Origin of the sequence: Loktanella sp. DJP18, assembly GCF_049310965.1 — a bacterium.
Lineage (GTDB): Bacteria > Pseudomonadota > Alphaproteobacteria > Rhodobacterales > Rhodobacteraceae > Loktanella.
Map to the genome: position 1 here is coordinate 1 of NZ_JBMERN010000096.1, position 14,027 is coordinate 14,027.

General features: G+C 56.9%; 10 protein-coding genes and 3 pseudogenes. 5 read left to right on the forward strand and 8 right to left on the reverse strand.

Going from position 1 to position 14,027, the window contains the following annotated elements; genetic code table 11:
- Nucleotides 1-166: CsbD family protein (locus ACOI1H_RS19045; RefSeq protein WP_422439422.1), on the forward strand; the 166-nt coding region annotated here is incomplete at its 5' end.
- Between the two features lie 188 nt (nucleotides 167-354).
- Here the strand turns inward: ACOI1H_RS19045 and rodA are convergent.
- The 6 genes and pseudogenes from rodA to ACOI1H_RS19075 all read right to left on the reverse strand — a co-directional run bounded on the left by rodA (nucleotide 355) and on the right by ACOI1H_RS19075 (nucleotide 7,461).
- Complete coding sequence (rodA, locus tag ACOI1H_RS19050; RefSeq protein ID WP_422439413.1) at nucleotides 355-1,494, reverse strand: rod shape-determining protein RodA; 1,140 nt, start codon at nucleotides 1,492-1,494, stop codon at nucleotides 355-357.
- Nucleotides 1,495-1,776: 282 nt separating this feature from the next.
- A complete protein-coding gene (locus ACOI1H_RS19055) occupies nucleotides 1,777-3,678 on the reverse strand; it encodes a potassium transporter Kup (RefSeq protein WP_422439414.1) in 1,902 nt (633 codons plus the stop codon).
- An 11-nt stretch (nucleotides 3,679-3,689) separates the two neighbouring features.
- Complete coding sequence (locus ACOI1H_RS19060) at nucleotides 3,690-4,319, reverse strand: exopolysaccharide biosynthesis protein (RefSeq protein ID WP_422439415.1); 630 nt, start codon at nucleotides 4,317-4,319, stop codon at nucleotides 3,690-3,692.
- A gap of 212 nt (nucleotides 4,320-4,531) precedes the next feature.
- Complete coding sequence (locus tag ACOI1H_RS19065) at nucleotides 4,532-5,530, reverse strand: TerC family protein (protein ID WP_422439416.1); 999 nt, start codon at nucleotides 5,528-5,530, stop codon at nucleotides 4,532-4,534.
- A 235-nt stretch (nucleotides 5,531-5,765) separates the two neighbouring features.
- Nucleotides 5,766-6,159: pseudogene (locus ACOI1H_RS19070) on the reverse strand (protein translocase subunit SecDF); the annotation flags it as partial.
- Between the two features lie 273 nt (nucleotides 6,160-6,432).
- The gene (locus ACOI1H_RS19075) at nucleotides 6,433-7,461 is read right to left on the reverse strand and encodes an IS110 family transposase (RefSeq protein WP_422439417.1); all 1,029 of its coding nucleotides are present in this window, start codon (nucleotides 7,459-7,461) and stop codon (nucleotides 6,433-6,435) included.
- Nucleotides 7,462-7,524: 63 nt separating this feature from the next.
- On the opposite strand from ACOI1H_RS19075, the pseudogene ACOI1H_RS19080 reads away from it, so the two are divergent.
- Nucleotides 7,525-8,343 (forward strand): annotated as a pseudogene (locus ACOI1H_RS19080) (IS256 family transposase); the annotation flags it as partial.
- A gap of 331 nt (nucleotides 8,344-8,674) precedes the next feature.
- Here the strand turns inward: ACOI1H_RS19080 and ACOI1H_RS19085 are convergent.
- Entirely contained in the window at nucleotides 8,675-9,808 is a 1,134-nt protein-coding gene (locus ACOI1H_RS19085) for a PRC-barrel domain-containing protein (RefSeq protein ID WP_422439418.1), read from the reverse strand.
- Between the two features lie 248 nt (nucleotides 9,809-10,056).
- Between ACOI1H_RS19085 and ACOI1H_RS19090 the strand changes: the two genes are divergently transcribed.
- Entirely contained in the window at nucleotides 10,057-10,233 is a 177-nt protein-coding gene (locus ACOI1H_RS19090) for a restriction endonuclease (RefSeq protein WP_422439419.1), read from the forward strand.
- Here ACOI1H_RS19090 and ACOI1H_RS19095 read toward each other — a convergent pair.
- Nucleotides 10,193-10,498, reverse strand: a pseudogene (locus ACOI1H_RS19095) (hypothetical protein); the annotation flags it as partial. The gene ACOI1H_RS19090 and the pseudogene ACOI1H_RS19095 overlap by 41 nt on opposite strands.
- Nucleotides 10,499-11,295: 797 nt before the next feature.
- On the opposite strand from ACOI1H_RS19095, the gene ACOI1H_RS19100 reads away from it, so the two are divergent.
- On the forward strand, nucleotides 11,296-11,709 hold the full coding sequence (locus tag ACOI1H_RS19100) for a hypothetical protein (RefSeq protein WP_422439420.1): 414 nt from the start codon (nucleotides 11,296-11,298) through the stop codon (nucleotides 11,707-11,709).
- Entirely contained in the window at nucleotides 11,710-13,419 is a 1,710-nt protein-coding gene (malQ, locus tag ACOI1H_RS19105) for a 4-alpha-glucanotransferase (protein WP_422439421.1), read from the forward strand. It begins immediately after the preceding gene.
- The last annotated feature ends 608 nt before the right edge of the window (nucleotides 13,420-14,027 follow it).

A 14,027-nucleotide genomic window follows, 5' to 3' on the forward strand; every position in this document is an offset into this window, starting at 1 on the left:
CGAAGATCAAGCTAAAGGCAAAGCAAAAGACATTGGTGGCAAGGTCAAAGAAGAAGTAGGCAATGCCACGCACAATGATGACATGAAGCGCGATGGGCAGGCTGACCAGGTTGAAGGCAAAGTCCAGAAAAAGGGCGGCGATATCAAGGATAAACTTACCGATTGAGACCGCCGTTCCGCTTCAATCGGTTTTTCAGGGCTGGTTCGCGCCAGCCCTGCTGTATTCCTGACAGCACAGAGGCTCCCGCAATCGGAGTAAAGTGCTAATTGCTTTAGTCGGATGAGCGCGCGTCCCTTGTAAGGCCGAGGCCACTCAACCTAAGCTGAGATATCTGCTCAGCAGCCATCTTAGCGCTATCTCGGGCGATGGACATTGGCACTTTGGACAAGGCCAAAGGCCATCATCAGCACCAGCATCGCGGTGCCGCCATAGCTGACCAGCGGCAAGGGGACACCGACGACCGGTGCAAGCCCCATGACCATCGCCATGTTGATCGCGAAATAGAGGAAGAATGTCATCGCTACCCCGAGCGTCAGAAGGCTTGCGTATCGGTTCTTGTTGGCCATGGCCGAAATCGTGCAAAAGAAAATGATCAATATATAGAGGAGCAGGAGGGATATTGTTCCAATAAACCCGAACTCCTCGGCGAGTGCTGTAAAGATGAAATCGGTATGCTTTTCAGGCAGAAAATTGAGCCGCGATTGCGTTCCCTGCATGAAGCCTTTGCCACCCCACCCGCCGGACCCGAGTGCAATCTTTGCTTGGGTAATATTGTAGCCAGCGCCCAGCGGGTCGGCACCGGAATCTAGGAATATATCGATTCTGCGATACTGATAGTCTTTCAACAATTGCCACGGCGTATCTCTGCTCTGCAGAACAGCGGTGACAGTTCCGACGGCAGCGACAGCAGCGGTGGTGAAATAGGCCCAATGCACGCCTGCGAGAAACATGATTGTGGCACCACCCATCAGCAAAAGCAGGGCGGTTCCGAGATCCGGTTGCACAAGAACCAAGGCGACCGGCAACGCTATGAACAGCAGCGGCACGGCAACCCAAACCGGGTGGGACGTTTGCCCAGATGGAAGCCAGTCATAATAGGCCGCCAGAAACATCACGAGAGCAATCTTCATCAGCTCTGATGGTTGCAACTGCATGAAGCCAAAATCAATCCAGCGCTGCGCGCCCCCGCCGCTGAAGCCGAATAAATCGACAGCAACGAGCAGACCAAGTCCGACAAGATAGGCCAGCAGTGAGACGTTTCGCCAAAACCAGACAGGCACCATTGCAATGGCAATCATAAGGAAAATGCCAGCGATAAATCGCTCAACTTGCGGCTGCATCCAAGGATGTGCTGATCCGCCCGCGAGGGAATAGAGCACCACAAATCCGATGCAGGACACAGCAAAAACCAGGACAACCAGCCCCCAGTCAAGGTGGAGCAATTTGCGCAGCCCTGTCGGGACCGTTTGCGTGTTGTTGATGAGATAGCTCATATGCGGCTTTCCACCATTCGGTCTGTTCGATCAGACGAACACCCGCACGCCGACTGGATGCGAACATCAGCTCGTCCACACGGCCGGGCCCGACCAGCAACGGATATGCCATGAGAGCCATGGCACCCGTCGCCTACACCGTGCATGCAGTGTCTGCCCGACTGCAGGCGGCCATTGCGCGACATCATCACATCGACCGTCCCATTTGCAGCTGCACCTGCACCTCGCCTAGCCGACAAGAACCATGTCGTCTGCTGCGACCTGTTCTGCATGACAGCTCCATCATACTGCGACTTGAGAGCCCAACTCGACGACCCTCTCTCTCGGCAGGTGATAGAAATCCGTAGGGTCCGCCGCCAAGCGTGACAGGAAGATGTAGATGTGGTCCTGCCAGACCGGCATCCCGACATTGGATTTTGCGACAAGCTTGCGGCGACCGAGGAAAAATGTCGTCTTCATGCCCTCGAACTTCAGGCCCTGTTTGCGACAGGCGGCCAGCGCGCGGTTGATGTTGGGCGTTTCCATGAAGCCGAACTCCAGCGTGATCCGGTGGAAACGACCGTTGACGCGTTCGATCACGGCCCGTTCGGCTTCGGGCACGCGGGGTATGTCGGAGGTCCTGACGGTAAGGACGATGATCTGGTCGTGCAGGACATGGTTGTGCTTGAGGTTGTGCAGCAAGGCAGGCGGTGTCGCCAAGGGGTCGCTTGTCAGGAAGACAGCGGTGCCGGGCACCCGCAACGCAGAGCCCTGTTCGATGCGCGGAATGAAGTCCGCCAGCGAAACCGACTGGTTCCGCGAACGCACATAGAGCTCCCGCGTGCCGCGTGACCAGGTCCACATGATGACGACCACGGCCAGCCCCAACAGCAACGGCACATAGCCGCCGTCCGGCACCTTTGCCGCATTGGCGGCAAAGAACGCCATTTCGATCAGCAGGATCGGCAGCAGCGCCAGTGCCGACACCCACTTCGGCCAGCCCCAGACCTTCTGCATCATCAGATACGCAAGCGCGGTCGTGACAACCATGGTGCCGCTGACGGCGATGCCATAGGCGGCAGCCAGGGCCGAAGAACTTTGGAACTCGACCGCCAGCATCACGACACCCACCAGAAGTAGAATGTTGATCGCAGGCAGGAAGATCTGGCCCGTTTCGGTGGCCGAGGTGTGCCGGATGACAAGGCGCGGCAGAAGGCCTAACTGGATCGCCTGACGCGTCATGGAGAATGCGCCGGTGATCACCGCCTGGCTGGCGATGACCGTGGCGATGGTCGCCAGAACGACGAAACCCGGCAAGGCCCATGACGGCACCATCAGAAAGAATGGATCGGTCACGGCTGCGGGCGTCTGGATGACCAGTGCGCCTTGCCCGAGATAATTCAGCGCAAGGGCCGGGAAGACCAATGCGAACCAGGCGATCTGGATGGGCTTGCGGCCGAAGTGGCCCAGGTCCGCGTAAAGCGCCTCGGCCCCCGTCACGGACAAGAAAACCGCCCCCAGGACGACGAATCCAACACTGCCGTGACTGGTCATGAAGGTGACGGCATGACGCGGGTTGAAAGCCTGCAGAATTTCGGGAGCGCCGATGATCTGCGCCACACCGGCCACGCCCATGGCAACGAACCAAACCGCCGTGATTGGACCGAACCAGCGCGCCAGCGGACCGGTGCCACGGCTTTGCACCAGAAACAGTGCAATCAGTATGCCAATTGAGATTGGCAAAACATAAGGTTCAAACAGCGGCGTGACGAGTTTCAGCCCCTCGACCGCCGACAGCACCGAAATGGCGGGGGTGATGATGGCATCGCCAAAGAACAGCGCCGCACCTGTCACCCCCAACACGAAAACCAGGCCGGACCTGCGGGGGTAGTCTTGCACCAGCGCAAAGAGCGACAGGACGCCACCTTCACCCCTATTGTCCGCGCGAAGCAGGAAGAGCACGTATTTCAGCGTGACGATCAGGATCAGCGCCCAGAGCAGCAGTGAGACGACCCCGACGACCTCCAGGTCGGTGACGCCGTCGACTGCGGCGGGTCGGATGGCTTCACGAAACGCATAAAGCGGACTGGTTCCGATATCGCCATACACGATTCCGACCGCACCGATGGTCAGCGCCGCTGTGCGGGTCGGCGTCGCTGGGGCATTGTCAGCGGTCGAGGCCCCCGGGCGATGCGAAGATAGCATTACATGTATCCTTAGAAGAAACTCAGCATCGCGAATGTGCCGGCCGCGAAGATGGCAACGACGATTCCGACAGATATCAGGCTGGTGATCGTGCCACCGATCAGCCACAGCCCATCGCGTTCGCCCAAAGCAAGCGCCAGCATGATCACCGAGATGGCGGGCAGCGAATTGGCAAATGGGATTGGCAGGAACATGAAGGTCGCCATAACAAGGCTGAGGGCACCGACGATGGCTTCGGCGGTCCTGCGCGACAGCGGCCAGTATCGCGGCCGCACCAGTTTCTCGACCCACAGGATCCAGGGCAAGGCGTGGCCGACTGTCCGGCGAAACACGTCCCGGCCGAGCGACCGGTCGCTCAGGACCCGGGGCAACCAGACTGCCGGCCGGCCCGTCAGCATTTGCAAGGCGATGAACATCAGTGGCAGGCCCGTGATGACCGACGAGCCAGGCACGAAGAAGAAGACATTCGGCAACGAGAACAGGATCATCAGCGGCACGAAGCTCTGTTCACCCAAGGCACCGATCAGATTGCCCAGCGAGACGCGCGCCTGCGACCCCTGTGCGAGTTCCTCAAGAACCTGCGACAGTTTCTTTATCGGTTCAGGCTCGATCGGCGGCAGGTCGAAGGACATCTGGTTCATACACTTTGCGACTTGATCGACCTGAACGAATAGGCGCTGCCATAAGCGCCGGAAACCACCGCGTTTAACACCAGGATCTTACATGGTCCCAGTTCCGCACTCCGAGCCGCGCCATTCCACGGTCGGTGATGTGCGACGCACACGTCACGCAGCATGAGGAACCGAGCATCGCCCCAGTCTGACAGTCTTGCCCGACCGGGACGTGCATCTCGTCAAATCGACATTCGTATGGCGTCGCCGCCATCACCTGTCCCCTTCGTCTTCCACAGCGAAAAGGCGATACCCACAGCCAGAATGGCGAAGGTTATGCCGAGCGACCACTCGGGGGGAAACTTCTCCCATCCCATGGCGTCGGCCACGAAGATCTTGGAGCCGATGAAGATCAGCAGCACCGACAGCGCATACTTGAGGTAAGCGAAGCGGTGCAGGATCGCAGCCAGCGCAAAGTAGAGTGCCCGCAGGCCCAGGATGGCGAAGATGTTCGACGTGTAGACGAGATATGGATCGGTCGTGATCGTGAACACGGCAGGCACCGAATCCACGGCAAAGACGAGATCTGCAATTTCGATGATGATCAGCGCCAGAAACAGCGGTGTCGCGTAGCGCACCATGCGGCCCGTTTGATCGTCCGGCTTGCGCACAAAGAACGCGTGACCGTGCAGCTCGTTGGTGACGTTCATCCGCCGCTTGAAGAACCGGATGACGCCGTTCTCCTCCATCTTGTGTTCCTTGTCGGCGACAAAGAGCATCTTGAGGCCGGTAAAGATCAGGAACGCGGCAAAGATGTAGAGGACCCCGTGATACTGTTCGACGATCGTGGCACCCACACCAATCATGATGCCGCGCAAAACGATGACGCCCAGAATGCCCCAGAACAGCACGCGATGCTGATATTCGCGCGGGATTGCGAAGAACGAGAATATCAGCGCGATGACGAAGATATTGTCGAGCGCCAGCGTCTTTTCCACCACGAAGGCCGTCAGGTATTGTGCCGCCGCCGTGCCGTCCATCTGCCACCAGATGAACGCCGAGAATGTCACACCGAGCGTGATGTAGAGGGCCGAAAGTTTCAGGCTTTCGGCCACGCCTATCTCGTGGTCGGTCTTGTTCAGGACGCCCAAGTCGAAGACCAGCAGGGCGACCACCAAGGTCAGGAAGATGAGCCACATCCACAGTGGCTTGCCGAGAAAGAGAAAGAGAAAGAATTCCAAGATTGCGACCTCTGCTGCAGGAACGCGCAGATGACAGACCATGGGATCGATTAAGAAGCCGGGCATGTGATCGAACGCTGTCGATGCGGTCCGACATCACGTTGGATCGTCCAACGTCAGAGGGGCCCGGCCCGCAAATGTGAAATCGTATTCTGTGGTTGATCATACAAGGCTCCCCTGAAAAGATTTTTCCAAACGAAAGCGGCCCCAGTCTGAGGTCAGGGGCCGCATGGGATCAAGCGTCGATATGGGCAAACTCGTGGTCCATTTTGCCCTTCGGCTTGCCGCTACGGTCAAGGCCAAGAAACAGCTCAGTTCTTGGCGACTTAAAGCGTGGACCAAGTGCCCAGAACCACGCCTACAAGCATGGCAAAGACGAAGCCACGCATCACGTCGCCGCCAAAGATCAGCAGCACGATCAACGCAATCAGTGTCGTCATCGCGGTCATCAGGGTCCGGCTCAGAGTTTCGTTCGCTGACAGGTTCATCAGATCGCGCAGGGGAGCCGTCTTGTATTTTGCCAGATTTTCACGAAGCCGATCGAGGATGACCACGGTATCATTGACCGAATATCCCAGGATCGTCAGAAGCGCGGCTACGATTGTCAGGTCGAACTTGAGACCGAACAGGGGCTTTGTGCAACATGTGTAACCGCCCCATGCGCAAGAGGAATCTTCAGAGCTGATTTTGGCGTGTCATCGGGTGCTGACATGTGTCCGGCCTCATGATGCGGCGTCACACATGCCGCAGGCCCGTATGGTGTTCGAGGGTCGGGTCCAGATCAAAGCCGCGTGCTCGAAGGCACTCTGTTGCACACTGGTTCTCCCGATCCCGTCTCACGACGATTGCGCCAAACTGCTCCTTGCCCTTTTCCGCTCCGACGTCCTCGCGACCCTGACGGCTTACACCGCCATGGCCGGAGCCTTGTAGACGCCACCTCGGGCCATCAAAGCCCAGACGATCCGCGCCATTTTGTTGGCCAGCGCTACCCGCACCAGCATCGGTGGCTTACGTGTCAGCATCCCGCCCAACCACGTGCCGGCCTTGGCGGCAGCATGGACATGTCGCTTGATGATGACGCTGTTGGCACCAATGATCAGCAAACGTCGCAAGGATCGCTCACCCATTCTGGTGGTGGCGCCGAGGTGCTTTTTCCCTCCGGTAGAATGCTGCCGTGGCACCAGACCCAGCCAGGCTGCAAAATCGCGCCCCTTTCGGAATGTCTCGGGAGGCGGAGCCAAGGTCGCGATGGCCGTGGCGATCAGCGTCCCGATACCCGGCACCGTCATCAACCTCCGTGCCACGTCATTCTCTTTGGCCCGGCAGGCAATCTCTGCATCGAGCTTCCCGATCTCCGTCTTCAGATGGGAGAGCGCTGCTACCAGCACCTTGAGAGTGGGGATGGCATCGGCAGGCAAGCCGCTTTCCGGATCCTCGACGATAGCGATCAGCTTCGAGGCGTTGGCCGCCCCTTGCGGCACAATCTGTCCGAACTCGGTCAGATGGCCGCGCAGGGCGTTGATCGCCTGAGTCCGCTGCCGGATCAGCAGTTCCCGAACCCGGAAGACCATCGCCGCGCCCTGGGTCTCTTCACTCTTCACCGGCACAAAACGCATGGTCGGGCGGACCGCTGCTTCACAGATCGCCTCAGCATCTGCCGCGTCGTTCTTCTGACGCTTGACGAACGGCTTTACGTAAGCCGGTGGGATCAACCGAACGTCATGCCCAAATTTGCTGATCTCACGCCCCCAGAAATGAGCGCCGCCGCATGCTTCTATAGCGACAACGCAACGCGGAAGCTGGCTGAAGAACTCCAACACCTGCATTCGCCTCAGCTTCTTGCGCAGCACTGCACGGCCCGCGCCGTCCGCTCCATGGACCTGAAACACATTCTTTGCCAGATCGAGTCCGACCGTGATAATCTTCGACATGACCGCTCCTCTTTGTGGATCCTCGCAGACCCACCTTGGCACACAGATGTCGTCGGGGGGCGGTTACATCATCAAAGCCGCCTTCAGGTATCGCCAGATCTGATCAGTCGCGTCACTGACGCCGTGCTGGACGAGGTCCGGGAATGGCAGTCCCGTGCGCTGGACCGGATGTATCCCATCGTCATTTTCGACGCTTTACGGGTCAAGATCCGCGATGCCGAGAGCCGCATGGTCAAGAACAAGGCCGTCTACGTCGCTCTCGGCGTCAACAGGGATGGCATGCGCGAGGTGCTGGGTCTTTGGATTGCCGACAACGAGGGCGCCAAGTTCTGGCTTTCGGTGATGACGGAACTGAAGAACTGCGGGGTGCTGGACATCCTGATCGCGGTCGTAGATGGCCTCAAGGGCTTCCCTGACGCCATCACCGCGGCCTTCCCGGATACGGCCGTGCAGACCTGCATCGTTCACCTCGTGCGTCACTCGCTGAACTTCTGCGCCTGGAAAGACCGCAAGGAGGTTGCCGCTGACCTGCGGCGTATTTATAGCGCCCCGACTGCCGATCAGGCAGCCGCGGAGCTGGACGCTTTTGAGGAAAAATGGGCGGGTAAATATGCTTCCATCGCACCTGCTTGGCGCAGGGCTTGGCAGGAGGTGATCCCGTTCTTTGCCCTCGACCCGGCGATCCGCAAGATCATCAACACCACGAACGCGATAGAGAGTTTAAACCGGGTGATCCGCAAATCGATCAAGACCCGCGGGTCATTCCCGACCAAGGAGGCCGCCACAAAGCTGATCTACCTCGCGATCCGCAACTTCGAAAATGGTGGACGACATGCTCGGGTTTGGTTTGCCGCCCGCAACCATTTCGCCATAATGTTCTAGGATCGTTTCAATGCGTCACCGTATCTGAAACCCGCATGGGCCAGACCAGATACACAGAGTTCATGACACTCCTTGCCGCTATAATTCCAGAGCATCAACTACTAACAGGCTGCTGAAAAAGGATTTTGATAAGCTGTTCTCGTGGAGCTCATCGACGCAGGTCCCGAGAGGTTTTCGTCAGCTCGACGAGAGAGCACAAAAATGGCCCCTTTTTGCCGGTGTAGTGCACTGCCCCAGACTATTTCAGCAGCCTGCTAAGCCACTTCTACACGATCAGATTTACCGCCACAGTGAACACGCGGCCCGCATGACGCGAGCCGCCTAATCGGTATCAGTCGACCAGCATGTCGTTATCGAATGCCTCGACGTCGCTGATTTCAGTTCGATCATAGGGCATGTCGTAGTATTCAGCTCCTGAACTCCAACCGTAATTCGAACCGTAGTACGGATAAGCCCGATTACCGGTCACGCCCCAACCGCGGTCGGGAGTTACAAGGACGGCAGCGATCTGACCGTCACGAACGATGATGTCCTCCACATAGCCGTAATTGACTAATGCATCGCCATCCCGCACGCGGGCATAGTCGCCGATGAGGTCCGGAGCCCGCCAGACACGGGGACCCGTTTCCACGACGCCTAGGCCGTCACCTCCAACTTCGGCTAACTGCTCCTCCGCAACAATAGTCTCGATCGTGACATTGTTAAGGCCGCTACCCTCGGCGTAACCATATCCCAATTCCTCGTCAAAGAGCCCGTAGACCTCTGGGTCTTCGAGCTGTTCCTGGGTTATAGGGATCATAATACCATCGGCATCCCAAGGTGCGGTTTCCACAATGTCCCAGGGAATGTTGACATGAGTGTCGCCGATATCCCAAAAACCGCCAGCTTCGACGATGACGGATACGAGGTCACCACCCGGACCGAAAAGCACATTTTCCACATCACCCACGTCATCGCCGGTAGCGCTTATAACGTCGGCATCCAGTAGACGCTCCACACTGATCCCATCTGTGTAGAGTGACTCATAGTCCCAATCGGTCAGAGAGAGGACCTCATTGGCGTCAACGGTGTTGTTAAGCCCGCCGACGGTCTCTCCGTCTTCAACAGAGCCATAGGCTGCGAACTCCTGCTCATCGACGAACATATTGTCATCGGCATCGTAGGTGTCGTAGAGACCGGCATGAAACTCATTCACATCCAGCAAGGCATCGGTTTCAGTATCCCAAGCCGAGAAATACGGACCTAACTCAGCCTCGAGCGGGGCATACTCATCTACCGACAAGTAACCATCGGCGTCGGCATCGTACCGCTCTGAAAGTTCAGTCGAGTAGCGCTCGAACTCTACATCCGAAAGCTCAAGGTTCCCATCTGCATCGATGTCATTGTAGGTCCAAGTGACCTGAGCCAAAACAGGTGTCGCCAAGACACCCGCGAGCAAGGTCATGGCTGTGGTAGTGCGTAACATCTGGATTCTCCTCAATGTTAGAAGGTGAGGCAGCATTTTATCAAGTAAGACTTCGCTGCGTTTCCAAGAGATATAAAACACCTTAAGGCGAGTATGGTTCCTGTCACCAGTTTAGGGCCCATCTGATCAACGCTGTCGACTGCGCGTATTCCGGAGCATGCGCCCACCCATTCCGACAACATGCGCCCACCTGTTCCGGGCTATTCGCCCACCTGTGACGCGTTGCCGTGAGGCAGCGTGTTTCTGATATGGTGAAAATCCAGTGCAAGCAAACAATAGGCCAGCACAGCAATGCAGAGGTCAATCAACTGTTGGGACGCTGGGTATTGGCGAGTTTTGGGCTATTTGTGACCCTTGGGTCTTTCAGCCGCGCAGCCACTGAGTTCAGGTTGAACAAACGTCCGGTGCGTCGCTCTGATGATTAGCGCGGCAGTTTTCGACCCCCACGGCTTCGATGACTCCAGCGGACGCGGCGATCAAATGGTTCAAAAGAGCCCTGATGTGGGCCAGGATCTTGCGAATGTTGTGGCCGCAGCCGCAGAGGACGGCGAAAATCGCGTCGCCGGTCGTGCCCTTCAACGGACAGCGTGACAGGCGGCCATCGTTTTTCATGTGGCCAATTTCGGGCTCGATGGCGCTGCGCCGTCGCAGCAGCCGTCTCAGCGTCGGGGTGAGGCCACGGCGCCGGCCGCCCGCGGTGCGACGGGAAGAAACCGGCCCACTCCCGCTCGAAAACGTCCCAGTCGATCAGCGTGGTCAGCTTCACCAGCTCGTGGCGCATGTCGACCATGTCGGTGAGACGCGGGCGCAGCAGGTCGTCTTGCTCTTTCTGGCGGGGGTGGGGCTTCATCGGGGCTCCGAAATTCGTAATGTTTCGAAGGCCAGGCTACAAAATCCTGCAATTTCATACCAGCGTTTCAGCGAGACCTGCGAACGAAATCAGCAGGTTGAGGTTTGTTTAGCAGGCTGCTGAAATAGTCTAGGGCAGTGCACTACACCGGCAAAAAGGGGCTATATTTGTGCTCTCTCGTCGAGCTGACGAAAACCTCTCGGGACCTGCGTCGATGAGCTCCACGAGAACAGCTTATCAAAATCCTTTTTCAGCAGCCTGTTAGGGTGAACCACTGAACTTGAGCTGAGCTTCCGGCCGCCAGCGCCCAAAAGCATCGTCCCGATAGACCAACGACCGACCATGCACTAACCTTCAAACTGGACCACCCGATGGGGGCGCTCCACAGCAACCACACTGGATTCACGACATGAAGCCCTCTTGAATTTGTTTAATACAGCCACCTGACTTTCGTATAAATGTAGTAAGATGTGGAACAAATCGGCTTATATTAGCGTTCAGAAAATATATTTCAATTTGCTTCACAGGTGAAACATATGCGTTTGGTTGACGGTGATACCTATAAAACTGGAATAGTATATAATGGGTATATCATCGACCTCTTCGGCCTAATCTTCTGATTTAAAGGAGTTAAACTATGACGAATCCGGAAGTACTAGATGGTCATCCACGTCAATATACGACGGCTAGGGCGAAAGTTATTAATTCGAGTTCAGAAAATATAGCTCCGATCATAACGTCAGATTTTCCGCCGTTCGAGCAGCGTTCAACAAATCTCGTAGACGTTTCTTTCAATTGCCGCAGTAAGAAGTATTTTAAGTTGTTTCCCATTATCAGAAGCTTTGTACGACGTCGCCCAATGGCCTACGTCGGAAGCGCAATTATTCTTGGTCTTGCTGCATCACAGTTTTTAAAAGCCGCTGATCGTCATGAAAATAAAACGCTTCAGAGCCCTGATGCCAAGCTAAGACACTCTCCATACAACACCCCTCACGCAGGTACATACAGGACACCTCTGTGGGTTCTCCAAAAAAAAACAGGAATGAGATAAATGACACTGCGTGCGTTGGCCGATCATCATGGAATCTCAACCTGCTATGATGACCGCCATGTACCTGATGCGACCTTGCGCCTGATCCTTGAAGGTTTGGGGATCGATCCAAACGGCCCGAAAAGAGGCCCACGTGCCGCAAAACAAATGCCCTCTCTTTCGGTCCGGGCGCCACGGCCCGCCAGGGGCTGGGGCATCTTTTGCCAGCTCTATGAGCTGCGTTCGAGGCGAAATTGGGGGATCGGTGATTTTGCAGATCTGGCACGGCTGGCGGAGCTATGCGGAGCGGAAGGGGCGGATTTTATCGGGGTTAATCCCCTTCACGCTCTCTTTCTTTCCGCGCCGGACCGTTGTTCGCCGTTCTCGCCCTCGAACCGGCGGTTCCTCAATCCCCTCTATATTGCACCAGATCTGCTGGGGCTCGATCGTCCTGATATCGAAGACGGAGATCTGGTAAACTATAAAGCTGTGACTGAAACTAAGCTGACCGCACTGCGCAGTGTCTTTGATCAATCCGAAGAAAACGCCGCCTTCGCTCTGTTCGTGGAAACTCAGGGCGAGCCACTTCGATTGCACGCGTTGTTCGAGGTTATCTCGGCTCTCCACGGCGGCACTGGTTGGACAGCATGGCCAGAAAACTATCGACAACCCGATGGTAAAGCTGTCGCTGCAATCGCAAGGCTTCATTCGGACGATATCAGGTTTTACGAATGGCTCCAGTGGATCGCCCGCGAGCAACTGAGTGCTGCCCAACGGGCTGCCGTTGAAGCCGACATGCGGATAGGCCTCTACCTCGATCTGGCGGTGGGCGAAGCGCAGGATGGATCTGCGACTTGGTCAGGCACTGCAGCAGCACTTCCCAACCTGGACGTGGGGGCGCCCCCTGACATGTTTTCCGAAGAAGGTCAGAACTGGCATTTGGCTGCACCATCGCCGACGGCGATGGCTGAAGAGGAATTCGCCAATTACCGCGCAATGATTTCCGCTCAGTTGCGTGATGCAGGGGCACTTCGCATCGATCACGCTATGGCCCTCTGGCAACTTTTTCTGATTCCCTCCGGCCGGCCGGCTTCCGAAGGTGCGCACTTGCGATATCCTATGGCTGATCTGTTGCGCGTTTTAACAGAAGAGGCCAATGCGGCTGATGCTGTTTTGATCGGTGAGGACTTGGGGTTTGTACCTGAGGGTTTTCGTGAAGTTATGGATGCCGCCAACGTTCTGAGCTATCGCATTGTTTATTTCGAACAAGATCAGAAAGGCTTTTACGCCCCGGATGCCTATCCTTCGACAGCATTTGCTTGTCTGTCCACTCATGACCTGCCCGTCTTGGCGGCATGGTGGCGCGGTGACGACATTGATTTGCGGGAAGCGAATGGCCTTGTCTCCAAAGAAGCCAGTATCAAGCATCGTGCACACCGCAAATCGGAAAAAGAAAGCCTGATACAAGCGATAAAGATTAAGGTCGATCCCGCCGCACCTGTACTGCCTGATGCTGTGCTAACTGGTACCTACTCCTTTGTTTCTAAAACAAATAGTATTCTCGCTGGTGTTCGTTTGGCCGACTTGACAGGTCCTGAAACTCCGACGAATCTCCCGGGTGTGGGAGACGAGCATCCAAATTGGCGTCCGCGGTCGCCGTTAGACATTGAAGAAATTGCCCGTCACCCGTCTTTCGTCCGCGTGATCGCTAAAATGCGACAAAACCGTTAGGTGTCTCTCAATACCTTTGAACTGGCCCCAACCGAAGCCCAAAACCTGTCGAGAGGCCTGCCGCTGGCACTGGCAGAGGAAAACTGCTTGAGGCGGGCGGGGCCGTAGCGTTTGCGGATGACACAACACAATTTCACTCAAACAGTGAAACGGAGGTCAACTCGCCGAATTGATGCTCGGCCTAACGGGTACACGCAGCCTGCATGGGCCCTCATTGATTTATGGTCAGAATGATTGAGGTGCTCCCCATTCGCTCTGCACAGACGGGTTCGTCAACTACGAGCGGACCGCGAAGGACGCGCGCATCCCGCACTTCGCGCTCAACGCAAGGCGGCGGACGGAGCGAACCCCGCGCGGCTACCACATCAACACACCGTGAACGCCCTGATCAGCCGTTTCCGCGCCTTCATGCAGCGCCTCGGACGGACCCGCGTCAAAGAACCTTGCAGCCTACGGCCGATGGCATGCCGCCCGAAGCAACGCGGACCGCTCCAACCTTCATTTGCTCAGGCTGCTGCTCGCTTCAGGCCCTCACCATCCGAACTGAGCTGCGAGCCGTGAAATTCCAAGCGCACCCGGCGGTCAAAATCCACCCGATCACCCCGCCC